The following is a 22929-nucleotide window of genomic DNA, read 5'->3' as shown; positions in this document are numbered from 1 at the left end:
CGGCGCCGCGAAGCCCGCTCTCGCACGGCGAGTCCCCTTCGGAGGGCCGGGCGGCCCGTCGAGTCCGCCGACGGACGGCGCATCATGGGCCTGTGCGACTCGAAGCGATCACCTGGGAACGGCTCGGCGACCTGCTCGCCGAGCGCCTGCTCGACCTGGCGCCGGCCGACGGCAGTCCCTGGCCACGCGCTGCCTTCGACGGTGCTCCGGCCGCACGCACCGGTGACCTCGCCGAACGCGTCAGCGAAGCGCTGCGCGCCGGCGGCCGACCCTCGCTCGTCGTCGGCACGGAGGGCTTCTTGCGCCCGGCCTCGCTGCGCCTGGAGCACGGACGCCGGGACCCGGAGTCCTATGAGAACGGCTGGTACGACACCGGCGCCCTGTGGCGCGAGGTGTTCGGCCCTCTCGAGCCCGGCGGCGACGGACGCGTCCTGCCCGACCTGTGGGACCCCGTCACCGATCGAGCCACCCGCAGCCCCTACGTCCGCCTCCCGCCCGGTGGCGTCCTCCTGATGCACGGCCCCCTCCTCCTGCGTCACTGGTTCCCCTTCGACCTGACCGTCCACGTCCTCCTCTCCCCGGGCGCGCTGCGCCGCCGCACCGCCGAGGCCGACCACTGGACCCTGCCCGTCTTCGAGCGCTACGCGGACGTGACCGACCCCGCGGCCACCGCCGACGTCCTGGTGCGCGCCGACGACCCGCATCACCCGGCGTGGACCGGCTGGACCTGACCCTCGCCGCCGCCGGGCGGAACGGGTCCGCGTCATCCGGCGTGAGCCGGCCTAACCGGTCGCTCCCCCCGACAACGGCGGCCGTCCCCGACGCCCGCCCCGGGAGGGACCTGCCTCCGGGCCACCCCTGGAGAGATCGCCCCCGACCACCCCGGGAGAAACCCGCACCCGGCCACCCCGGGAGGGACATGGCGGAGGACCGGCCCAGCCCTCCTGCGGCAGCTCCGCCCCCGCCCCGCTCCGCGTGCGAGTGCCAGGCACCGCGGCGAGAATGTGGACGCCGGGACCAGCGGTGCGCCCCCGCACCGCGCCGGCCGTTCGGCACCAGGAGGCAGCGCATGACCACCGCCAAAGACATCATGCACCGCGGCGCCCAGTGGATCCCCGCCCACGAAACCCTCGACCGCGCCGCCCAGCTGATGCGCGAGCTGGGCGTCGGTGCCCTGCCCATCAGCGACGAGAACGAACGGCTCTGCGGCATCCTGACCGACCGCGACATCGTCGTCGGCTGTGTCGCCGAGGGCCGCGACCCGGCTCGGGTCACCGCGGGCGACATGGCCCGGGGCACTCCGCGCTGGATCGACGCGAACGCCGACATCGGCGACGTCCTGCGGGAGATGCAGGAGTACCAGATCCGCCGACTGCCCGTCATCGACGACAAGCGGCTCGTCGGCATGATCAGCGAGTCCGATCTCGTCCGGCACCTGGCCGACGACCAGATCGCGAGCTGGGCGGAGAGCGTCTACGCCAAGAGCTCCGCGCGCCGAGCCTGAGCCGCCCGGCACGCCTCCTTGGCGCCCGTCACAGCCAGCCGTTGCGCCGGAAGCCCCGGTACAGCACCAGACAGGCGACGGATATGACACCGACGACCAGGGGATAGCCGAACCGCCAGTGCAGCTCCGGCATGTGGTCGAAGTTCATGCCGTACACCCCGCACACCATCGTCGGCACGGCGACCACCGCGGCCCAGGCCGTGATCTTGCGCATGTCCTCGTTCTGCGCGACCGTGACCTGCGCGAGGTGTGCCTGGAGGATGGAGTTGAGCAGTTCGTCGAAGGCGGCGATCTGCTCGACGGCTCGCTGCAGATGGTCCGAGACGTCCCGGAAGTACGCCTGTATCTCCGGGTCGACCACGCGTATGGGCCGCGCGGCGAGGTCCTCCAGGGGGCGATTCAACGGCACCACCGCCCGTTTCAACTCGAGCAGTTCGCGCTTGAGCTGGTAGATCCTGCCCGGGTCGACATGGACGCCCTGCTCGGCGAACACGGCCGTCTCCACCTCGTCGACGTCGTCGTGCACGGAGTCGATGACGGACAGGTAGTCGTCGACCACATGGTCCGCGATCGCGTGCAGTACCGCCGAGGGGCCTTTCGCGAGCTGCTGCGGCGCGGACTCCAGCTCCTCGCGCAGCGGTCCCAGCGAGCCGTGCCGCCCGTGCCGCACCGTGATCACGAAGTCCTCGCCGGTGAACACCATGATCTCGCCCGTGTTCACCACCTCGCTGGTGGCGGTCAGCTGGTCGTGCTCGACATAGCACACTGTCTTGAACACCGCGAAGAGCGTCTCGCCGTACCGCTCCAGCTTGGGCCGCTGATGGGCCTCGACGGCATCCTCGACCGCCAGGGGGTGCAGATCGAACAGGTCGGCGATGCCGGCGAACTCCTGGTTCGTCGGCTCGTGCAGCCCCATCCAGACGAAACCCTCGCCGCTCTTGCGCACCTGCCGCACGGCCTCGACCAGATCGCCGCCCATGGAGACCCGGCAACCGTCCTGATACGTCACGCAGTTGACCACCGAGGAGCCCAGTGGGGAACGGGCCGGGTGGCTCAGGTCCACGCGCGGGCGCCGACGGGCCAGCCGTGCCACTCTGCGCAGGCCACCCACGCCACCGATGCTCGTGACCTTCCGCAGATTCCCTGCCATGGACATCTGGATCTCCTTGCGTGGATCTCCTCGCGCCGCGTCTCCGCGCCCTGGTCGGGCCAGTTTGCCAGGTGACGCCGAGCGGCGAACGAACCTGTGGAAACGCCGTATTCCGCTTGGTTCCCGGCTGTGGACAACCGGCCGGCCCCGCTGGACAGGGTCCTTGACCGTCGCGTCCGGTACCCGTCTGCTGTCCGGCCGGACGTGGGCGGTCTCGCCGGCGGCGCCGCGCCGCCCGCACCGGACAAGTGGGACACCTGGGATGATCGCGGTATGACGCGACCCGACGGTTATCTCCTGGCCAACCAGCAGACGGAGGCGGGGGAGCGTTTCGACGCCTTCGCCGACCTCTTCGACCCCACGACCTTCCGCCATATCGAGGGACTCGGCATCGGACCGGGCTGGCGCTGCTGGGAGGTTGGCGCCGGCGGTACGTCCGTGGTGTCGTGGCTGGCCAAGAGAGTGGGCCCGACCGGGAAGGTCGTGGCGACCGACATCGACACCTCGCTGCTGACCCCCGCGGCACACCCGCCGGTGGACGTCCGCGTCCACGACGTGAGCGCCGAGGCACCGCCGGAGGAGGGGTTCGACCTGGTGCACGCCCGGCTCGTCCTGGTTCATGTACCCAACCGGGAGCGGGCGTTGGCCTCGATGATCAAGGCGCTGCGGCCCGGCGGACGGCTCCTCGTCGAAGACGCCGATCCCGCACTGCAGCCCCTGATCTGCCCCGACGAGCACGGCCCCGAACAGCGGCTGGCGAACCGGCTTCGGCACGGTTTCCGCAAGCTGCTCGCCGACCGCGGCGCCGACCTCTCCTACGGCCGCAGGCTTCCGCGGCTCCTCCGCGAGGCGGGACTGCACCAGGTGGCAGCCGACGCCTACTTCCCCCTCACCTCGCCCGCCTGCGCCGCGCTGGAGTCCGCGACGGTTCGGCAGATCCGCGATCAGCTGGTCTCCGCGGGTCTCGCCACCGACGAGGACATCGACCGCCACCTCGCGAACGTGGCCACCGGAGCCATGGACCTCACGACGGCCCCGATGATCTCGGCGTGGGGACGCAAGGGGTAGGGGCCACGCATACGGCCAGGCACCAGACCGCCGGTCCCCTGACGCGTCGGCGGACCCGCCCGTGGGCTCGGGGCGGCCCGGTGGCCGCCGGTCTGCCGGTCCCTCTCCCTCTCCAAACGGTCAGCCCCGGACTGACGCTCCCCGCAGCGTCAGCCCCGTACGGGCGGTCTGCCGCCCACCCGCTCGACCGCCCGCGCGCCGGCCCGGCAGCCCTCCAGCGCGGCCCCCTCCGGGTCCGCGCCGACGAGCAGAGCCGCCAGGAACGCGCCAGTGAAGGCATCGCCGGCGCCCGTGGTGTCCCGGGGCTGCGCGGGGACGGCGGTGACGTGGGCCCGTACCGCGCCCGAGTGGGCCACCAGCGCACCGGCCGCGCCCTGTTTGAGGATCACCAGCGGCACGCGTCGGCTCAGTTCGGCCGCAGCGTCCGCCGCCCCGGAGCGCCCCGTCAGCAGACATGCCTCGTCGCGGCTCGGCAGCAGCACGTCCACGTCCGCGACCAGCGTCAGGAAGCGGTCCACGCCCAACTCCTCGAGAAACCCCACGGACGCCGGGTCCAGGCTCACCGGCACACCGCGCGCACGTGCCGATGCCACGGCCACCGACACCAGCGCCCGGGTCGTTTCGGAGAACAGCAGATAACCCGACAGGTGCAGACGCGCGACACCGTCGAGGAACTCGTCCGACCAGTCGCCCGGCCCGAGCCGCAGGGAGGCGCCACTGTCGGTGAGGAACGTCCGCTCGGCCGCCGCGCCCGTGTCCACCAGGCAGAGCACCGTCCCCGTCGGCGCCTCCGGATCGACGACCAGCGCGGGCGTCACCCCGTGCGCGACCAGTTCCCGCTCGTGCCATGCCGCTGCCTCCGCACCCACCCGGCCGACCATCCGCACCTCCGGGCATCCCCAGTGCGCCGCCCAGCAGGCCACGTTCGCCCCCGCACCGCCAGGCACCCGTCGGATCACCGCCGCCGTGTCCGTGCCCGCGACGAGTGGTCCCCGGTGCCGGGCGACGACGTCCGTGATCACGTCCCCGACGACCAGCAGCGCACCGCCCGCCCCCGATCCGGTCACGCCGAGGCCCAGGCCGCCGCGATCCGTCCCGCGAGCCGTACGTTGCCGCGGACCGCCGCCAGATTGGCGCTCAGGGAGGCCCCGTCGGTGTGCCGCACCAGGTAGTCCAGCAGGAACGGTGTGACTCCCTGCCCGGTCACCCCCTGCTCCTCGCACGCGTGCAGCGCCTCGTCGAGCACGCGAGCGTGCAGCTCCGGATCGAGCTGCTCCCCCCGGGGCACCGGGTTGGCGACGATCAGCGCCGACTGCGGCACCCCGAGCGCGTCCTGCGCCCGCATGACGTCCGCCACCTGGTCAGGCGAGTCGAGGGTCCAGTCCACCGGGTGGCCGGAGTCGGACAGGTAGAAGCCGGGGAATCGGCGCGTGCCGTACCCGGCGACCGTCACGCCCAGCGTCTCCAGGCGCTGCAGCGTCGCCGGCACGTCCAGGATCGACTTCACGCCCGCGCACACCACCGTGATCCTTGTCCGGGCGAGCAGACCCAGGTCGGCCGACTCGTCCTGCGTGACCGTCCACTGCCGGTGCACGCCGCCCAGCCCGCCCGTGGCGAAGATCCGTACCCCCGCCCTGGCCGCAAGCAGGGCCGTCGCCGACACCGTGGTCGCGCCGCTCGCTCTCGACGCCACCGCGAGAGGCAGGTCGCGGTGCCCCAGTTTGCGGATCCCGTCCTCGTTCGCGACCCGCTCCAGCTGCTGCTCGTCCAGGCCGACGCGGGGCCGTCCGTCCAGCACGGCGACGGTCGCGGGAACAGCGCCCTCCTGCCGTACGGCCGCCTCCAGCTCCAGGGCCACCCGCAGGTTGCGGGGTCGCGGCAGACCGTGCGCGATGATCGTGGACTCCAGCGCCACCACCGGCCGACCTGCGCCGATCGCCTCGCGTACCTCTTCGGACACCGTCAGCGCCACGAGCGTGCCTCCCGTCTGTCGGTCTTCCCTCGTCTCTGGCATCTCTGGCGAACGGCGTGCGAGGCCAAACCCTTGCCGACATGGTCGACGGGCGTGAGCCTTGAGGCATGACGGACAACACGCCACGTATCGACCACGTCGTCCTGTGGGTGCGTGACCCGGTCGGGGCGGCCGGGTTCTACGAGAGGGCGCTCGGCATGGAGCCGCTGCGCGTCACCGAGTACGCCGCGGGAACCGTGTCCTTCCCCTCCGTACGGCTGAACGAGGAGACGATCTTCGATCTGGCGCCCCTCACCCTGGCGGAGCGCATGACCATGGTCCCGGGCGCCGCCGACAGCGCCGGTCACCCCGTCAACCACGTCTGCGTGGCGCTGGGGCAGGACGACTTCGACGCGCTGCGCGACCGGCTGCAACGCCAGGCCGTCCCCGTGTCGGCGATCACTCACGACGCCTACGGCGCCCGCGGCATGGCCAGGCGCAGCTTCTACTTCCGCGACCCCGACGGCAACGTCGTCGAAGCGCGGCACTACGACTGACCAGGGCGGCGACCGTCAGAACAGCGGCTGGGGCAGCACGCCCTCCAGGGCGAGCAGCCTCCGCTTGGCCTCCAGGCCTCCGCCGAAACCCCCGATGCCGCCGTCACTCTCCACGACCCGGTGGCAGGGCACGACCACCGGCAGCGGATTGGCTCCCATCGCCAGGCCCACGGCCTGGGCGGCGCCCGGCCGGCCGACCCGCGCGGCCAGGTCGCCGTAGCCCACGACCGCGCCGTACGGCACCCCGGAGGCGAGCTCGCGCAGCACCTGCCGGTTGAAGCCGGAGATCAGCGACCAGTCCAGCGGCAGGTCGAAGTCCCGCCGGACCCCCGCGAAGTACGCCTCCACCTGGCGTATCGGCTCGGCCAGCAGGGGTGAGCGCGGCGCTTCGACGGGATCGCCGCCCAGCCGGGAAGCCAGCCGGCCGAGCGCCCGGTCACGCACCGCGTCGGTGGCGTGGAACACCACGTTGACCAGGCCGTCAGGTGTGGCGGCGAGCAGCAGCGGTCCGACGTCCGTACCGACGACCGTCCACACGACCTGCCGCTCTGCCTGCCCATGGCTGTCCATGCGCCCACCGTACGGCCCGCCACTGACAACGCCCCGCCTGCCGGCACGTCCCGGGGCGGGGCGGCGGGTGGTCAGCCGCCGCCCACCGCGGCCCGCACCACGTCCGGTTTGTTGCTGATGATGCCGTCGACCCCGTACCCGGCGACCTGCCGGGCGGTGTCCGCGTCGTCGACGGTCCAGGCGAAGACCTCGAGTGACCTGCCGTGCGGCCCCCTGAAGGCCTGGACCGCGGACACGTATCCCAGGGACACCGTGCGGTACGACGGATTGATCTGGTCGGTGAATTCCGCGTACGCGGGCAGCTCCATCACGGACGGCGTACCGAGGAACCCGGTCTTGACGGCGGGCTTCAGCTCGTGAACGGTCCGCACGCTGTCCGCGCTGAAGCTCTGCACGATCAGCCGCCCCGCCACGTGCGACCGCTCCAGCCAGCCCTCGTTGCCGAGCACCTTGAGCGTCTGCTTCTCGATGTCCGGATACAGCTCAGGGCTCTTGATCTCCAGCAGCAGCTTCTGGTGGTGGCGCTCGACGCGGTGCACGTACTGCTCCAGCGTCGGCACGCGCGCGCCCGCGTACGCGGGGCCGAACCAGCTTCCCGCGTCGAGCCGCGCGATCTCGGCGGCGGTGAAGTCCTTCACCTTCCACGGGGCCCGGTCGGGGAAGAGCTCCTCGACGTTCGTGGTACGCGCCAGGCTGTCGTCGTGGACGACGACGAGTTCACCGTCCCTGGTCCGCTGCACGTCGTTCTCGACCCAGCGGAAGCCGAGTTCGGCCGCCTTGTCGACGGCGGCCAGGGTGTTCTCCGGCGCGTATCCGGAGGCGCCCCGGTGGGCGACCACCAGCGGTGGCCCGGCGTCGGCGGCACCCGCGGCGGGGGCCGGGAACAGGGTGGCGGCGGTTCCCAGGAGCGCGATGGTCGTGGCGGTAAGTGCGCGTGCGTGCATGCGTACTCCTCGCGTCGAGCGGTCACGGACAGTTCAACTGTGACAGCAGATGGTCAACGGCGGAGGGGTGCGGAATGGACACAGGATGAATGGAGGGGCCACAACTCCACACACGGGGGCCGCACAAGTGGGTCAAGGCCGTGTTTCTTTGCCGGATAGTCGTTCGACCATTCCGGTGGACGTCATACTCTCTGCCTCAACCTCAACCGCAATCGCGGTTCTCGGAGGGGGTACATAACGGGGAAATCCGGGATGTAAAAGGCGGAAGGGCAGCCGCGCATGCAAGGCACCGTCGACGGATTCAGTTACGGACTCGTCACACCGCTGGTGGCCTACCTCATGGCCTGCCTGGGCGGTGCCCTGGGCCTGCGCTGCACCACCAGGTCCCTGATCGTGACCCGCTCGTGGCGCCCCGTCTGGATCGCCCTCGGGGCGGGGGCGATCGGCTCCGGCATCTGGACCATGCACTTCGTCGCCATGATGGGGTTCACGGTCGAAGAGGCGCCGATCCACTACGACACGGCGATGACGTACGCCGGCCTGGGCGTCGCGATCCTCATGGTGGGCGTCGGGATCTTCATCGTCGGCTACCGCGGCGCGAAGGGCACGGCGCTGTTCACCGGGGGCACGGTCACCGGCCTCGGGATCGCCTCGATGCACTACCTGGGTATGGCCGGGATGCAGCTCGACGGCGAATTCCGGTACAGCATCCCTACCGTCGCGGCGTCCGTCGTGATAGCGATGGCCGCCGCCACCGCCGCGCTCTGGGCGGCCTGCCAGGTCAAGGGCTTCCTGTGGAGCGTGGGCGCCAGCCTCCTGATGGGGCTCGCGGTCAGCGGCATGCACTACACCGGCATGGCCGCCCTCAGTGTCCACCTGCACGGCACGGCCGTCCCCGCGACGGGAGAGTCGCCCGCCACCCTGCTCGTGCCGATGCTGATCGGCCCGCTCGCCTTCCTCGCCCTCGCCGGCGTTGTCGTGGTCTTCGACCCGCTCATGGTCAGGGGACGCGTCGCCGCCGCGCCCGTGGAGGAGAAGCCGGGCATCCCCGCCGGCGAAGTGGTCCACCAGCCGGGCCACCGTCCGCTGCGGGCCCGCAGCGGTGTCCGCACCCCGCAGAACCGCTGATCACGCCGCATTGTCAGTGACGAGTCGTACGGTGGATCCATGCGGCCCGTTTCCCAGATCGAACGCACGGTGGCGCCCTTCGAGGTCGTCAGTCCCTACCAGCCCAGCGGCGACCAGCCGACGGCCATCGCCGACCTCGCCCGGCGCATCGAAGCCGGCGAGAAGGACGTCGTCCTGCTCGGCGCGACCGGCACCGGCAAGTCCGCCACCACCGCGTGGATGATCGAGAAGCTCCAGCGTCCCACCCTCGTCATGGCGCCGAACAAGACCCTGGCCGCCCAGCTGGCGAACGAGTTCCGCGAGCTCCTGCCGAACAACGCCGTCGAGTACTTCGTCTCGTACTACGACTACTACCAGCCCGAGGCCTACGTCCCGCAGTCGGACACCTACATCGAGAAGGACTCCTCGATCAACGAGGAGGTCGAGCGGCTGCGCCACTCCGCGACCAACTCGCTGCTCACCCGCCGCGACGTCGTCGTGGTCGCCTCGGTCTCCTGCATCTACGGCCTGGGCACCCCCCAGGAGTACGTGGACCGGATGGTGCCCCTCCGGGTGGGCGACGAGATCGACCGGGACCAGCTGCTGCGACGCTTCGTCGACATCCAGTACACGCGCAACGACCTGGCGTTCACCCGCGGCACCTTCCGCGTCCGCGGCGACACCGTCGAGATCTTCCCGGTCTACGAGGAGCTCGCCGTCCGCATCGAGATGTTCGGCGACGAGATCGAGGCCCTGTCCACGCTGCACCCGCTCACCGGCGAAATCATCAGCGACGACCGGCAGCTGTACGTCTTCCCCGCCTCCCACTACGTCGCCGGACCCGAGCGCCTGGAGCGGGCCGCCAACGACATCGAGAAGGAGCTCGGGGAGCGCCTGGCCGAGCTGGAGACCCAGGGCAAACTCCTGGAGGCGCAGCGCCTGCGCATGCGCACCACGTACGACCTGGAGATGCTCCGCCAGATCGGCTCCTGCTCCGGCGTGGAGAACTACTCGATGCACTTCGACGGCCGTCTGCCCGGCTCTCCGCCCAACACCCTGCTGGACTACTTCCCGGACGACTTCCTCCTCGTCATCGACGAGTCGCACGTCACCGTCCCGCAGATCGGCGCGATGTACGAGGGCGACGCCTCCCGCAAGCGCACCCTGGTCGACCACGGCTTCCGGCTGCCCTCCGCCCTCGACAACCGCCCCCTGAAGTGGGAGGAGTTCCAGGAGCGCATCGGGCAGGCGGTCTACCTGTCGGCCACGCCGGGCCAGTACGAGCTGTCCCGCTCGGACGGGGCCGTGGAGCAGATCATCCGCCCCACCGGCCTGGTCGACCCGGAGGTCGTCGTCAAGCCCACCGAGGGCCAGATCGACGACCTGGTGCACGAGATCCGCAAGCGGGTCGACAAGGACGAGCGCGTCCTGGTCACCACCCTCACCAAGAAGATGGCCGAGGACCTCACGGACTACTTCGTGGAGCTCGGCATCCAGGTCCGCTACCTGCACAGCGACGTCGACACGCTCCGCCGCGTCGAACTGCTGCGGGAGCTGCGCAGCGGCGAGTACGACGTCCTGGTCGGCATCAACCTCCTGAGGGAGGGCCTCGACCTGCCCGAGGTGTCGCTGGTGGCGATCCTGGACGCGGACAAGGAAGGCTTCCTGCGCTCGGGCACCTCGCTCATCCAGACCATCGGCCGCGCCGCGCGCAACGTCTCCGGCCAGGTCCACATGTACGCCGACAAGATCACCCCGGCGATGGAGAAGGCCATCGACGAGACCAACCGCCGCCGGGCGAAGCAAGTCGCGTACAACAAGGCGAAGGGCATCGACCCCCAGCCGCTCCGCAAGAAGATCAACGACATCGTCGCGCAGATCGCCCGCGAGGACATCGACACGGAGCAGCTGCTCGGCTCGGGCTACCGCAAGTCCAAGGACGGCAAGACCGTCAAGGCGCCGGTGCCGTCGCTGAGCACCACGCAGGCCGACGGCAAGGCGGCCAAGGGCAGGGGGAAGACCAAGGCGGCCGAGGCCGTGCCCACGGACCGTCCCGCCGCCGAGCTCGCCGGGCAGATCGAGGAACTCACCGCACGCATGCGTGCCGCCGCGGCGGATCTCCAGTTCGAGATCGCGGCCAGGCTGCGCGACGAGGTCTCCGAGATGAAGAAGGAATTGCGCCAGATGCGGGAGGCCGGGCTGTCCTGACGGAGGGCCGGTCGGCGGGCGGTGCCGGTCGCGGGCGGACCCCGGTCCCGCCAAAGGTCCCGCTGGTCCCACCTGGCACACGCTGTGTTGCAAGACCGACACAAAGTGCGGACCTGGGTACGGCGCTGTCAGTGGTCGTGCGTAGGGTTCTGGTCAACCGCGGCTCCGCGGCAACAGGGGAAGTTCGAGAGGGGAATCAGCGCGTGACCGTCAACATGACCAAGGGTCAGTCCGTCAGTCTGCAGAAGAGCGACGGCGGCAGTCTGACCGCGGTGCGCATGGGTCTCGGCTGGCAGGCGGCTCCCCGTCGCGGCCTGTTCGGTTCGCGTACGCGGGAAATCGACCTGGATGCCTCCGCCGTCCTGTTCGCGGACAAGCAGCCGGTCGACGTGGTGTTCTTCCGCCACCTGGTGAGCGACGACGGCTCGGTGCGCCACACCGGCGACAACCTCGTCGGCGGCGTCGGCCAGGGCGGCGACGACGAGGCGATCCTCGTCGACCTGCAGCGTGTACCGGTCCACATCGACCAGATCGTGTTCACCGTGAACTCGTTCACGGGCCAGACCTTCCAGGAAGTGCAGAACGCGTTCTGCCGCCTGGTCGACGAGACCAACGGCCAGGAGCTCGCCCGCTACACGCTCGCCGGCGGCGGCGCCTACACGGCCCAGGTCATGGCGAAGGTGCACCGCTCGGGCCCGGGCTGGACGATGACGGCCCTCGGCACCCCGGCCAACGGCCGCACCTTCCAGGACCTCATGCCGTCCATCCTGCCGCTGCTCTGACGGCGGCCCGGCCGACACGGGCCGGCGAGCAGCGCACGACACGACACGAATGACACAGGGGGACAGGCGATGACGGCCGAGCTGGTGCGGGGGCAGAACCACCCGCTCTCCCAGACCCGTCTCGAGATACGAGTCTCGGCCGGCACGCCGATCGTGGCAGCGGCCACGCTCAGCGACGAAAACGGCCGGGTCGGCGGAGTGGAGTGGGTGGCCCACCCGGGCACACCCACCCTGCCGGGACTGGAAGTGTCCCGCCAGGCGGCCGCCGACCACCGCCTCGCCGTCGACCTGGACGCCATACCGGACGCCGTGCACCGGGTCAACGTGCTGCTCGCCCTGCCCTCCGCCGACGGGGGAGGGCCGGTCCGCTTCGGCGCGGTGGCCGCCCCCTTCGTGGCCGTCACCGGTCTCGACGGCACGGAGGTCGCCAGCTACACCATCACCGGCCTCGACGCCGAGACCGCCGTCGTCGCCCTGGAGCTGTACCGGCGGCTGGACAGCTGGAAGGTGCGCGCCGTGGGCCAGGGCTACGCGGGCGGCCTCGGCGAGCTCCTCACCGACCAGCGCCTGACCGAGGCCCACGAGCTCTCGGCCGCCATCAACGAGGCGGTGGCCGGCGGCCTGGCCCGTTCGGTCTCGGCGGCCCCGCCGCGCACGGCGGACACCGACCGGTCCCGGCAGACCGCGGGGCAGGCCACCGGCCCGGAGCAGGGCGGACCGGCCCCGCAGGCCGCCCCCGGCACCGTCCCGCCGTCGTCGCCGTACGGCCACCCCGGCGGCGCGCCCGTTCCGCAGCCGCCGTTCCCGGGTGGCGCGGACCAGCCCTGCGACACCGAGCCGTCGGTGCCCGCTGCGGGCCATCCGGTCAACTACAGCCACCCGGGCCGGCAGACCTCCGCCCCCCCGCCGCCCCCGCCGACCGCGCCTCCCGCCGAGCCCGGTCAGCCCGCGCGTCCCGTAGCGGGCGACGCCACCGGCTGGTCCATGGACGAGCGGCTCTACAACCAGGTGTGGGGCATGTTCGAGGACCTGGCCCGCACGACCGCCGCGTACCGCAGTGCCGTCGACTTCGCCGACTCCCGCATGGAGAAGGAACTCGACCAGGTGCTGTCCGATCCGCGCAGCCGGATCGGCGGGCAGGCCGAGGCGGCGCGCGAGAGCGCCCACGCCCGGCACACGCAGCTCGTCACGCGGGCCCGCGAGGCCCTCGACCGGGACATCGCCCAGCTCACCGCCGAGGCCGAGGTCGTCGAGCCCGCGCTGCCGTTGGCGTTCGCCCGCTGGGACAGTCCCGTCTGGCACGGCTACCGCGTGCCGATGGAAATGCCCGTGGCGCTGCGACTGGGCGACCTGCACGTGCCCGAGGCCGTCCAGGTGCGCATCCCGATGCTGGTCAGGCTGCCGCTGGAGCGGGGCCTGTGGGTGGACAGCGGCCGGGTCGGTTCGCCGGACGGCAGCTTCACCGACTCCTACGAACTGCGCCGGGCGGCACTCGAGTCGGCGGTGGCGCACGCCGCGCGGCTGCTCGCGGTCCACACCCCCGGCGAGTTCTCCGTGCACGTCATCGACCCGGCGGGTGCGGGTGCGCAGCAGCTGGCGCCGCTGGTGCAGAGCGGGGTGCTGGCCGGCCCGCCCGCAGCGGGTGCCGCGGGTGTCGCGGACGTCCTGGGACGGCTCACGCAGCGCGTCGACCTCGTGCAGATGGCGGTGCGGGCCGGTGCGGCGGACTCGCTCCCGCCCGACCTGGACCTGGCCCAGCAGCTCCTCGTCGTCAACGACTTCCCGCACGGTTTCGACGACCGGGCCGTGAACCAGCTGCGGTACCTCTCCGACGAGGGACCGGCCGTCGGCGTCCATCTGATGATGGTCGCCGACCGGGAGGAGTCCGCGGGGTACGGTCCTTTGCTCGACCCGCTGTGGCGTTCGCTGCTGCGACTGACGCCGGTGCCCGACGATCATCTGGCCGACCCGTGGGTCGGTCACGCCTGGACGTTCGAGCCCGCTGTGGTGCCGCCCGGCAGTCAGGTGCTCCACCACGTGCTGCACCAGGTCGCGGCGGCTCGCCGCGAGTGGCAGCGATGACCGCCGTCACCTCTGTCAAGCAGAAGTAAAGCCTGCCTGATCAGGCAACTTGGCTTTTCCTTTACTCCGTTCTTTACCTTTCCTTGGGTATCGGAGTACCCTTTCCGTACGGAGGGGAGTACTCCCTGTCTGCTGCGGCGTACCCGTCAATACGGATCCGGTCGGATCCCGGGGCGTCGGCCCGTGGGATCCGGGCGTGTCAAGCGCTCCGGCCCACCCGGGTGGAAGAGACCTCCGGCAGCTATGACGCTGACATTTGCCGTGACGACTGCCGGAGGCGCAGTGCATGTTTCCCCGACCCTGTGGGTCCTGACCGTCCTGGGCCTCGCCGCCCTCATCGCGGCCGACTTCTTCGTCGGCCGCAAACCGCACGACGTATCGATCAAGGAAGCCGGCATCTGGACGGTCGTCTGGGTCGTCCTGGCCGGCCTCTTCGGGCTCGGACTGCTCGTCCTCGGCGGCGGGCAGCCCGCCGGTGAGTTCTCCGCCGGCTACATCACCGAGAAGTCGCTGAGCGTCGACAACCTCTTCGTGTTCGTCCTGATCATGGCGAAGTTCGCGGTGCCGACGCAGTACCAGCAGCGGGTACTCCTCATCGGGGTACTCATAGCCCTGGTCCTGCGGGCCGTCTTCATCGCCGCGGGCGCCGCGATCCTCGGCAGCTTCTCCTGGGTCTTCTACCTGTTCGGCGCCTTCCTGATCTGGACCGCCTGGAAGCTCGTCCAGGAGGCCCGGGCCGACGGGGACGACGAAGAGTTCGAGGAGAACAAGCTGCTCAAGGCCGCCGAGCGCCGCTTCGGCGTGGCCGACCGGTACCACGGCACCAAGCTGTGGATCCGGGAGAACGGCAAGCGGATCATGACGCCGATGCTGGTCGTCATGCTCGCCATCGGCACGACGGACGTACTGTTCGCGCTCGACTCGATACCCGCGATCTTCGGCCTGACGCAGGACCCGTACATCGTGTTCACCGCCAACGCGTTCGCGCTGATGGGTCTGCGGCAGCTGTACTTCCTCATCGGCGGCCTGCTGAAGAAACTGGTCCACCTCAGCTACGGCCTGTCGATCATCCTCGGCTTCATCGGCGTCAAGCTCGTGCTGCACGCGCTGCACGAGTCCGGCGTCCATGCCCCGGAGATCAGCATTCCGGTCTCCCTCGGCGTGATCTGTTCGGTGCTGGTCGTCACCACGATCACCAGCCTTCGGGCCTCCAGGCGGCAAGCGGCCGCAGAGGCCGCGCAGGGCGAGGGCGGGGACGGGAGCGAAGGCGAGGGCAAGGTCCTGGCGAAGGACAGAGCCGACACCTGACAACGCCGACACACCTCCCGTCCCGGTGATGCACGGCCGGTGAGGTCATGCACGGCCCCTCCCGGCCGGCGACCGCCCGCCGGGGTGCGGGGCCCGTGCCCCTCTGCAACCATCGCCGCATGGTCACTCGGCTCCGGGCGCTCGCGACTCGGTGGACGACAGCCGTGCCCGTGCTCGCCGTCGCCCTGCTGGCCCTCACCTGGGGACGAGACCTGCCCGGCGTCGTCGTCGCACTGGCCACCGTGATCCTCGCGGGGGCCGTGCTGGCGGCCGTGCACCACGCCGAGGTGGTCGCCCACCGGGTGGGTGAACCCTTCGGCTCACTCGTGCTCGCCATAGCGGTGACGATCATCGAGGTCGCCCTGATCGTCACCCTCATGGCCGACGGCGGCGACAAGTCCGCGACCCTGGCCAGGGACACGGTCTTCGCGGCCGTGATGATCACGTGCAACGGCGTCGTCGGCGTGTCCCTGCTGTCCGCCTCCCTGCGGCACGGCACCGCCGTGTTCAACCCGGAAGGAACGGGGGCGGCGCTCGCGACCGTGGCCACGCTGGCCACGCTCAGCCTGGTGCTGCCGACGTTCACCACGAGCAGGCCGGGGCCGCAGTTCTCCGGCCCCCAGCTGGCCTTCGCCGCGGTGTCCTCACTGATCCTGTACGGCCTGTTCGTCGCGACCCAGACCGTGCGGCACCGCGACTACTTCCTCCCCGTGGCCCGGCAGGGCGTCGTCCTCGACGGCGACGCCGGCCACGAGGAGGAGCCCGGCGGCAGCACCGCACGGATCAGCCTCGGGCTGCTCGGTCTCGCCCTGATCGGTGTCGTGGGCCTGGCCAAGGGGGTGTCGCCCACCATCGAGTCCACCGTCGCCGCGGCCGGACTCCGGCACGCCGTCGTCGGTGTCGTCATCGCCCTGCTCGTCCTGCTCCCCGAAACCATCGCCGCACTGCGCTCCGCCCGCCGCGACCAGGTGCAGACCAGCCTCAACCTGGCGCTCGGCTCCGCCATGGCCAGCATCGGCCTGACCATCCCCACCGTCGCCCTGGCGTCCGTCTGGCTGTCCGGACCACTCGTCCTCGGACTCGGAGCCACCCACATGGTGCTGCTCGCCCTCACCGTGGTGGTGGGTTCCCTGACGGTCGTACCGGGCCGGGCCACGCCGCTCCAGGGCGGGGTGCACCTCGTGCTGTTCGCGGCGTATCTGGAGCTCGCGATCAACCCGTGAGCCCCGTGGGCGGCGGGACGTTCGGCGTCCGCCGCCCGCACCCTCGTCCCCCTCACCGGCCGCGACGGCGAGAGCGGCGTGAAGCGGCCGCTGTCACCGCCGCGCACCGTGATAGACCGGTGCCGAGCAGGCCGCCGCCGGGCGGCCCGTCCCCGACGGACCGGAGGAACCGTGCCCCGTACCCTGGCCAGCGCCCCGATCATGATCCTCAACGGCCCCAACCTGAACCTGCTCGGACAGCGCCAGCCGGAGATCTACGGTTCCGACACCCTCGCCGACGTCGAGGCGATGTGCGCCAAGGCCGCGGCCGCGCACGGCGGCACGGTGGACCTGCGCCAGTCCAACCACGAGGGCGAACTGGTCGACTGGATCCACGACGCACGTCTGAACCACTGCGGCATCGTGATCAACCCCGGCGCCTACTCGCACACCTCCGTCGCGATCCTGGACGCGCTGAACGCCTGCGACGGGCTGCCGGTGCTGGAGGTGCACATCTCCAACATCCACCAGCGGGAGTCGTTCCGGCACCACTCCTACGTCTCGCTGCGCGCCGACGGCGTCATCGCCGGGTGCGGCGTGCAGGGGTACGTGTTCGCCGTGGAGCGGGTCGCGGCGCTGGCCGGGACCGGACGGGCCGACACGTGAGAGCCGTCGGCCCGGACGCCCGTCAGACGTCCGGGCCGACGGCTCTCGCCGACGGGGCACCCGGTGCGGCGGCCGTCACCAGCCGCGTGCGCGCCACTCCGGCAGGTGCGGACGCTCCACGCCGAGCGAGGTGTCCCTGCCGTGCCCCGGGTAGACCCAGGTCTCGTCCGGGAGCACGTCGAAGATCTTGGTCTCCACGTCGTGGATCAGACTGGCGAACGCCTTCGGGTCCTCGGACGTGTTGCCCACGCCGCCCGGGAAGAGGCAGTCGCCGGTGAACACGTGCGGGTGACCGTGCGGGTCGTCGTAGACGAGGGCGATCGAGCCCGGCGTGTGCCCGGTCAGATGGCGCGCCGTGAGCTCCACCTGCCCGACCCGCAGGACGTCGCCGTCCTCGACGAGGACGTCGGTCGCTACGGGGATGCCCTCCGCGTCGTGGCGGCCCGCGTAGGTGCGGGCGCCGGTGGCGGCCACGACCTCGGCGAGCGCCTGCCAGTGGTCGCCGTGCCGGTGCGTGGTGACGACGGAGGCGATGCCGTCGTCCCCGATCGTGCCCAGCAGTGTGGCCGCGTCGTTGGCCGCGTCGATCAGCAGTTGCTCGTCGGTGGCCCGGCAGCGCAGCAGATAGGCGTTGTTGTCCATCGGGCCGACCGCGACCTTGGTGATCATCAGGTCCTTGAGCTCGTGCACGTCGGCGGGTCCGCCGACCGTCACCTCTCCGCTGTACGTCATGGCGGCCAGCCTAGTCCCCGGGGGTCGGCCCGGAGAGCCACCGTGCGCGCGGCAACGGAGCGGTCTACAAGGGCGGGAGCGCCGGCAGCGGGCCGCCCACCGCCGTGAGCGCGGACCCGTCGCGGCGGCCGGCGAGCCAGCCCAGCAGATCGGCGGGCGACCCCGTGACGGTGGTCTGGGCCCCGCCTGCCTCCCGGCCCGTGCGCCACGCGCGCGTGCCGTCCGACAGGCGGGTCGGTGGCACGTCGGGGTGCCCGGCGAAGCGGTCGGCGAGGAACCCCGTCTCCCGCTGCGTGAACTCCTCCGGAAGATCGTCCAGTTCGTAGCCGATCCCGAGGTCCACGTGGTGCAGTTCCACCTCGACCCAGCGCCGGAACGGCACCCGGGCCGCCGTGTCCGTCACGCCGTTGCGCAACTCCACCGTGCGCGACCAGTCGGCGGGCGCGGCCCCCGTGTCCTGGAAACGGGCGGCGCTGTCGCGTACGTCGGTGAGGTGGGCGTCCAGCGCGCGTGGGGCGTCCCGCTCGATGTCGGCGTCCCGGGCCTCGGCCGAGACGTACATGGGACGGCCCCGCAACACGTTCACCAGGGCGTCCGCGTTGCGGGCGAGGTGGGCCAGCACGTGGCCGCGGGTCCAGCCCGGCAGCCGTGACGACTCCGTCACAGACGCGTTGTCCAGCTTGCCGACCGCGTCGAGCAGCCGCTCCGTCGCGTCCCGTACACACACCAGGTCATGAGCGTGATCAATCATGGTCCTGACCCTAGTCCCGTCACACCTTCGGGTGAAGGCGGCGGAGCCGGCCCGCTAATCGAATGCGTGTGCTATATGGTCGAGTGCGGCGTCGGGCATGCTGGGTGGTCGGGGATTGTTGAAGCGACCGGGATCCGACCGGCGTTGTCAGTGGCTCCCCCTAGGCTGAGGAAGCACGGGGGCCTCGCCCCTGTCACTTCTCTAGAAAGGTGCGGACCGGCGTGGCCGACCGTCTCATCGTCCGTGGCGCGCGCGAGCACAACCTGAAGAACGTCTCGCTCGACCTGCCTCGTGACTCGCTCATCGTCTTCACGGGCCTGTCCGGGTCTGGCAAGTCCTCCCTGGCCTTCGACACGATCTTCGCCGAGGGCCAGCGGCGCTACGTGGAGTCGCTCTCCTCCTACGCCCGGCAGTTCCTCGGTCAGATGGACAAGCCGGACGTGGACTTCATCGAGGGCCTCTCCCCGGCGGTCTCCATCGATCAGAAGTCGACGTCGCGCAACCCGCGCTCGACGGTCGGCACCATCACCGAGGTCTACGACTACCTGCGTCTGCTCTTCGCCCGCATCGGCAAGCCGCACTGTCCGGAGTGCGCCCGTCCGATCGCGCGCCAGTCGCCGCAGGCCATCGTGGACAAAGTGCTGGAGCTGCCGGAGGGCAGCCGCTTCCAGGTGCTGTCGCCGCTTGTCCGCGGGCGCAAGGGGGAGTTCGTCGACCTCTTCGCCGACCTCCAGGCCAAGGGCTACTCCCGGGCGCGCGTGGACGGCGAGACCGTCCAGCTCTCCGAGCCGCCCACGCTGAAGAAGCAGGAGAAGCACACGATCGAGGTGGTCGTCGACCGCCTCACGGTGAAGGAGTCCGCCAAGCGCCGCCTCACCGACTCCGTGGAGACCGCCCTCGGCCTGTCCGGCGGCATGGTCGTGCTCGACTTCGTGGATCTCCCCGCGGAGGACCCCGAGCGCGAGCGCATGTACTCGGAGCACCTGTACTGCGCGTACGACGACCTGTCCTTCGAGGAGCTCGAGCCCCGCTCCTTCTCCTTCAACTCTCCCTTCGGCGCCTGCCCCGAGTGCAGCGGCATCGGCACGCGCATGGAAGTCGATGCCGAGCTGATCGTCCCCGACCCGGACAAGTCCCTCGACGAGGGCGCCATCCACCCCTGGTCGCACGGTCACACGAAGGACTACTTCGACCGCCAGGTCCATGCCCTGGCGGCCGCGCTCGGCTTCCGCACCGACATCCCCTTCGGCGGCCTGCCGCAGCGCGCCAGAAAGGCCCTGCTGTACGGCCACAAGACCCAGATCGAAATCCGCTACCGCAACCGGTACGGCCGCGAGCGCGTGTACATGGCGGCCTTCGAGGGCGCCGTCAACTTCGTCAAGCGGCGGCACAGCGAGGCCGAGAGCGACGCCAGCCGCGAGCGCTTCGAGGGCTACATGCGCGAGGTGCACTGCCCGTCCTGTGAGGGCACACGTCTGAAGCCGATCGTCCTCGCGGTCACGATCATGGAGAAGTCGATCGCCGAGGTCGCCGCGATGTCCATCAGCGACTGCGCGGACTTCCTGGGCCGGCTGACGCTCAGCGCCCGCGACAAGAAGATCGCCGAGCGCGTGCTGAAGGAGGTCAACGAGCGGCTGCGGTTCCTGGTCGACGTCGGCCTGGACTACCTCTCGCTGAACCGCGCGGCCGGCACGCTGTCCGGCGGCGAGGCCCAGCGCATCCGCCTCGCCACGCAGATCGGCTCCGGCCTCGTCGGCGTGCTGTACGTGCTGGACGAGCCGTCCATCGGCCTGCACCAGCGCGACAACCACCGGCTGATCGAGACCCTGGTCAGGCTGCGCGACATGGGCAACACGCTCATCGTCGTGGAGCACGACGAGGACACCATCAAGACCGCCGACTGGATCGTCGACATCGGTCCCGGCGCGGGCGAGCACGGCGGCAAGGTCGTGCACAGCGGCTCCCTGAAGGAACTGCTCGCCAACACCGAGTCGCAGACCGGGCTGTACCTGTCCGGCCGTAAGGCCATCCCGCTGCCCGAGGTGCGCCGCCCGCGCGACCCGTCCCGGCAGCTGACCGTGCACGGCGCCCGCGAGAACAACCTGAGGGACATCGACGTGTCCTTCCCGCTGGGCGTGTTCACCGCGGTCACGGGCGTGTCCGGATCCGGCAAGTCCACCCTGGTCAACGACATCCTCTACACGCACCTGGCCCGGGAGCTGAACGGCGCGCGGACCGTCCCCGGCCGGCACACCCGCGTGGAGGGCGACGACCTCGTCGACAAGGTCGTGCACGTCGACCAGTCGCCCATCGGCCGCACCCCGCGGTCCAACCCGGCGACGTACACCGGAGTCTTCGACCACGTCCGCAAGCTGTTCGCCGAGACCACCGAGGCCAAGGTCCGCGGCTACATGCCCGGCCGGTTCTCCTTCAACGTCAAGGGCGGCCGCTGCGAGAACTGCTCCGGCGACGGCACCATCAAGATCGAGATGAACTTCCTCCCGGACGTGTACGTCCCGTGCGAGGTCTGCCACGGGGCCCGGTACAACCGGGAGACCCTGGAGGTCCACTACAAGGGCAAGTCCATCTCCGAGGTCCTGAACATGCCGATCGAAGAGGCGATGCACTTCTTCGAGGCGGTCCCGGCGATCTCCCGCCACCTCAGGACACTCAACGACGTCGGCCTCGGCTACGTCCGGCTCGGCCAGTCCGCCACCACCCTGTCCGGCGGTGAGGCACAGCGCGTGAAGCTCGCCAGCGAACTGCAGAAGCGCTCCACCGGCCGCACGGTCTACGTCCTGGACGAGCCGACCACCGGTCTGCACTTCGAGGACATCAGCAAGCTGCTCACGGTGCTCGACGGCCTGGTGGAGAAGGGCAACACGGTCATCGTCATCGAGCACAACCTCGACGTGATCAAGACCGCCGACTGGCTGATCGACATGGGCCCCGAGGGTGGCGCGGGAGGCGGCCTCGTCGTCGCCGAGGGCACGCCCGAGCAGGTCGCCGGCGTCCCCACCAGCCACACCGGCAAGTTCCTGCGGGACATCCTGGACGCCGACCGGATCAGCGACGCGCCCGTCGCGGCGACCCGTAAACGGGCGGCGGCGAAGACGACGGCCGGGACGGCGGCGGCCACGTCCACCGCCAGGAAGACGGCCACCGGTGCCGCTTCCTCCACCGGCGCCGTCAAGAAGGCGGCCTCCGCGAAGAAGGTGCCCCGGGCCCGCCAGGCCTGAGGCCTGTGCCCGCCCACCCGCATACGACGGCGCGCCCCACGGGACCCCCTCCCTGTGGGGCGCGCCGCGTCGCGCATGCCGCCCGCCCACGCCGGTCCGTCGGCCCGTCCCGGCCGTCGCGCCGGTCCGCCCGCCCGCGCCGGTCCCGAGCCGGCCGTCGCCCCCGCGGTCACCCCTTCCGGGGTCGTGCCGGCTCCAGCTCCGCGGCGTACGGCGGTTCGGCGCCGGCCCGTGAGCAGGTGACCGCTGCCGCACGAGCCGCGAAACGCAGCAGCTCCGCCCAGCCGGCCGCGCCGAGACCGGCCAGTGCGGCCTCGCTCAGCCCGTCGCGCGCGGCGAGCCCGTGCAGCAGCGCCGCGTTCACCGTGTCGCCCGCCCCGATGGTGTCCACGACGTCGACCCGCTCGCCCGGCACGGAGTGCTCGCCGCCGTCCCGGGTGAACACCGTCAGCCCGTCGCCGCCCCGGGTCACCACGACCGCCGCCGGACCGGCCGCGAGCCATTCGCGCGGGGTGCCGCCGAGCCAGTCGGCGTCCTCCGCGGACAGCTTCAGCAGGGACACGGACGGCAGCCAGCTCGTGAAGCGGGCCCGATAGGCGTCCGGGTCCGACATCAGTCCGGGCCGGATGTTCGGGTCCAGGGCGGTGAACACGCCCTGCCCGGCGGCCCGTCGCATGAGGGCCTCGTAGGCGGTCGCCCCCGGTTCCAGCACCAGCGAGCACGTGCCGAACGAGACGGCGCGCGTCCCCGGCGGCAGCGCGTCCGGCGCCGTGAACAGCCGGTCCGCGGTGCCCTCCACGTAGAAGGAGTACGCCGCCGAGCCGTCGGCGCCGACCGTCGCGACGGCGAGCGTCGTCGGCTCCGGCCCGCGCCGCACCCACGACACGTCCACGCCGCTCTCGCGCAGCCGGTCCAGCAGCGCACCGCCGAAGGCGTCGTCCGACACGCGGGAGCAGAACGCGGTGGGGGAGCCGAGCCGGCCGAGCGCGACAGCCGTGTTGTACGGGCCGCCGCCGAGCGCCGGCTTCAGGGCCGCGAGGGCACCCGTGCCCTGCGGTACGAGATCTATCAGGGCCTCACCGGCGACGACGATCACGAGCGGGTTCCT

At 71.3% G+C, this 22929-nt stretch carries 20 protein-coding genes; 12 read left to right on the top strand and 8 right to left on the bottom strand.

Annotated features, from left to right (window positions below):
* Window positions 1–92 precede the first annotated feature (92 nt).
* Both ABZ354_RS13430 and ABZ354_RS13425 read left to right on the top strand, forming a co-directional pair.
* Window positions 93–731 carry a uridine kinase gene (locus tag ABZ354_RS13430; protein WP_358656158.1) on the top strand — a complete coding sequence of 213 codons (639 nt, stop codon included), beginning with the start codon at window positions 93–95 and terminating at the stop codon, window positions 729–731.
* A 338-nt stretch (window positions 732–1069) separates the two neighbouring features.
* The gene (locus ABZ354_RS13425; RefSeq protein WP_358656156.1) at window positions 1070–1504 is read left to right on the top strand and encodes a CBS domain-containing protein; all 435 of its coding nucleotides are present in this window, start codon (window positions 1070–1072) and stop codon (window positions 1502–1504) included.
* Between the two features lie 28 nt (window positions 1505–1532).
* On the opposite strand, the gene ABZ354_RS13420 is transcribed toward ABZ354_RS13425, so the two are convergent.
* Window positions 1533–2660 carry a magnesium and cobalt transport protein CorA gene (locus ABZ354_RS13420; RefSeq protein ID WP_358656154.1) on the bottom strand — a complete coding sequence of 376 codons (1128 nt, stop codon included), beginning with the start codon at window positions 2658–2660 and terminating at the stop codon, window positions 1533–1535.
* A gap of 267 nt (window positions 2661–2927) precedes the next feature.
* On the opposite strand from ABZ354_RS13420, the gene ABZ354_RS13415 reads away from it, so the two are divergent.
* Window positions 2928–3722, top strand: a complete 795-nt coding sequence (locus tag ABZ354_RS13415; protein WP_358656152.1) for a methyltransferase domain-containing protein — start codon at window positions 2928–2930, stop codon at window positions 3720–3722.
* A 149-nt stretch (window positions 3723–3871) separates the two neighbouring features.
* Here the strand turns inward: ABZ354_RS13415 and ABZ354_RS13410 are convergent, their stop codons facing one another.
* Window positions 3872–4789, bottom strand: coding sequence for a sugar kinase (locus tag ABZ354_RS13410; RefSeq protein ID WP_358656150.1), 918 nt, complete (start codon window positions 4787–4789; stop codon window positions 3872–3874).
* Window positions 4786–5694, bottom strand: a complete 909-nt coding sequence (locus ABZ354_RS13405) for a pseudouridine-5'-phosphate glycosidase (RefSeq protein WP_358656149.1) — start codon at window positions 5692–5694, stop codon at window positions 4786–4788. The genes ABZ354_RS13410 and ABZ354_RS13405 overlap by 4 nt, the downstream gene beginning before the upstream one ends.
* A 107-nt stretch (window positions 5695–5801) precedes the next feature.
* Here ABZ354_RS13405 and ABZ354_RS13400 point away from each other — a divergent pair, with 107 nt between their 5' ends.
* The gene (locus tag ABZ354_RS13400; protein ID WP_358656147.1) at window positions 5802–6230 is read left to right on the top strand and encodes a VOC family protein; all 429 of its coding nucleotides are present in this window, start codon (window positions 5802–5804) and stop codon (window positions 6228–6230) included.
* Window positions 6231–6245: 15 nt separating this feature from the next.
* On the opposite strand, the gene ABZ354_RS13395 is transcribed toward ABZ354_RS13400, so the two are convergent.
* A complete protein-coding gene (locus ABZ354_RS13395; RefSeq protein WP_358656145.1) occupies window positions 6246–6800 on the bottom strand; it encodes a methylated-DNA--[protein]-cysteine S-methyltransferase in 555 nt (184 codons plus the stop codon).
* Between the two features lie 71 nt (window positions 6801–6871).
* A complete protein-coding gene (locus ABZ354_RS13390) occupies window positions 6872–7744 on the bottom strand; it encodes a glycerophosphodiester phosphodiesterase family protein (protein WP_358656143.1) in 873 nt (290 codons plus the stop codon).
* A gap of 279 nt (window positions 7745–8023) precedes the next feature.
* Here ABZ354_RS13390 and ABZ354_RS13385 point away from each other — a divergent pair, with 279 nt between their 5' ends.
* The 7 genes from ABZ354_RS13385 (at window position 8024) to aroQ (ending at window position 17099) form a co-directional block, all read left to right on the top strand.
* Window positions 8024–8872 (top strand): MHYT domain-containing protein, encoded by an 849-nt coding sequence (locus tag ABZ354_RS13385; protein ID WP_358656141.1) that lies wholly within the window; start codon window positions 8024–8026, stop codon window positions 8870–8872.
* A gap of 39 nt (window positions 8873–8911) precedes the next feature.
* Window positions 8912–11059 (top strand): excinuclease ABC subunit UvrB, encoded by a 2148-nt coding sequence (uvrB, locus tag ABZ354_RS13380; protein WP_358656139.1) that lies wholly within the window; start codon window positions 8912–8914, stop codon window positions 11057–11059.
* 203 nt (window positions 11060–11262) lie between these two features.
* The gene (locus tag ABZ354_RS13375) at window positions 11263–11841 is read left to right on the top strand and encodes a TerD family protein (RefSeq protein WP_358656137.1); all 579 of its coding nucleotides are present in this window, start codon (window positions 11263–11265) and stop codon (window positions 11839–11841) included.
* A gap of 69 nt (window positions 11842–11910) precedes the next feature.
* Window positions 11911–13923 carry a TerD family protein gene (locus ABZ354_RS13370; protein ID WP_358656135.1) on the top strand — a complete coding sequence of 671 codons (2013 nt, stop codon included), beginning with the start codon at window positions 11911–11913 and terminating at the stop codon, window positions 13921–13923.
* Between the two features lie 282 nt (window positions 13924–14205).
* On the top strand, window positions 14206–15231 hold the full coding sequence (locus ABZ354_RS13365) for a TerC family protein (RefSeq protein WP_358656133.1): 1026 nt from the start codon (window positions 14206–14208) through the stop codon (window positions 15229–15231).
* Between the two features lie 119 nt (window positions 15232–15350).
* The gene (locus ABZ354_RS13360) at window positions 15351–16454 is read left to right on the top strand and encodes an ionic transporter y4hA (protein WP_358656131.1); all 1104 of its coding nucleotides are present in this window, start codon (window positions 15351–15353) and stop codon (window positions 16452–16454) included.
* 171 nt (window positions 16455–16625) lie between these two features.
* Window positions 16626–17099 carry a type II 3-dehydroquinate dehydratase gene (gene aroQ / locus ABZ354_RS13355; RefSeq protein WP_358656129.1) on the top strand — a complete coding sequence of 158 codons (474 nt, stop codon included), beginning with the start codon at window positions 16626–16628 and terminating at the stop codon, window positions 17097–17099.
* Window positions 17100–17174: 75 nt separating this feature from the next.
* Here aroQ and ABZ354_RS13350 read toward each other — a convergent pair whose 3' ends face one another.
* Window positions 17175–17831, bottom strand: a complete 657-nt coding sequence (locus tag ABZ354_RS13350) for an MBL fold metallo-hydrolase (RefSeq protein WP_358656127.1) — start codon at window positions 17829–17831, stop codon at window positions 17175–17177.
* A 64-nt stretch (window positions 17832–17895) separates the two neighbouring features.
* Window positions 17896–18582, bottom strand: a complete 687-nt coding sequence (locus ABZ354_RS13345; RefSeq protein ID WP_358656125.1) for a maleylpyruvate isomerase family mycothiol-dependent enzyme — start codon at window positions 18580–18582, stop codon at window positions 17896–17898.
* Between the two features lie 221 nt (window positions 18583–18803).
* Between ABZ354_RS13345 and uvrA the strand changes: the two genes are divergently transcribed.
* A complete protein-coding gene (gene uvrA / locus ABZ354_RS13340; protein WP_358656123.1) occupies window positions 18804–21821 on the top strand; it encodes an excinuclease ABC subunit UvrA in 3018 nt (1005 codons plus the stop codon).
* Between the two features lie 169 nt (window positions 21822–21990).
* Here the strand turns inward: uvrA and ABZ354_RS13335 are convergent, their stop codons facing one another.
* Window positions 21991–22917, bottom strand: a complete 927-nt coding sequence (locus ABZ354_RS13335) for a carbohydrate kinase (protein WP_358656121.1) — start codon at window positions 22915–22917, stop codon at window positions 21991–21993.
* Window positions 22918–22929: the final 12 nt, after the last annotated feature.

Origin of the sequence: Streptomyces sp. NPDC005925, assembly GCF_040638805.1 — a bacterium.
GTDB lineage: Bacteria > Actinomycetota > Actinomycetes > Streptomycetales > Streptomycetaceae > Streptomyces.
The sequence above is the reverse complement of the archived record's forward strand: the minus strand, read 5'-3'. Positions and strand labels throughout refer to the sequence as shown.

Coding starts and splice junctions, on each gene's coding strand:
- ABZ354_RS13420 (WP_358656154.1), bottom strand. CDS start 2,660: ATGTCCATGGCAGGGAATCTGCGGAAGGTCACGAGCATCGGTGGCGTG.
- ABZ354_RS13345 (WP_358656125.1), bottom strand. CDS start 18,582: ATGATTGATCACGCTCATGACCTGGTGTGTGTACGGGACGCGACGGAG.
- ABZ354_RS13370 (WP_358656135.1), top strand. CDS start 11,911: ATGACGGCCGAGCTGGTGCGGGGGCAGAACCACCCGCTCTCCCAGACC.
- ABZ354_RS13415 (WP_358656152.1), top strand. CDS start 2,928: ATGACGCGACCCGACGGTTATCTCCTGGCCAACCAGCAGACGGAGGCG.
- ABZ354_RS13400 (WP_358656147.1), top strand. CDS start 5,802: ATGACGGACAACACGCCACGTATCGACCACGTCGTCCTGTGGGTGCGT.
- ABZ354_RS13360 (WP_358656131.1), top strand. CDS start 15,351: ATGGTCACTCGGCTCCGGGCGCTCGCGACTCGGTGGACGACAGCCGTG.
- ABZ354_RS13385 (WP_358656141.1), top strand. CDS start 8,024: ATGCAAGGCACCGTCGACGGATTCAGTTACGGACTCGTCACACCGCTG.
- ABZ354_RS13395 (WP_358656145.1), bottom strand. CDS start 6,800: ATGGACAGCCATGGGCAGGCAGAGCGGCAGGTCGTGTGGACGGTCGTC.
- uvrB (WP_358656139.1), top strand. CDS start 8,912: ATGCGGCCCGTTTCCCAGATCGAACGCACGGTGGCGCCCTTCGAGGTC.
- ABZ354_RS13350 (WP_358656127.1), bottom strand. CDS start 17,831: ATGACGTACAGCGGAGAGGTGACGGTCGGCGGACCCGCCGACGTGCAC.
- ABZ354_RS13425 (WP_358656156.1), top strand. CDS start 1,070: ATGACCACCGCCAAAGACATCATGCACCGCGGCGCCCAGTGGATCCCC.
- ABZ354_RS13390 (WP_358656143.1), bottom strand. CDS start 7,744: ATGCACGCACGCGCACTTACCGCCACGACCATCGCGCTCCTGGGAACC.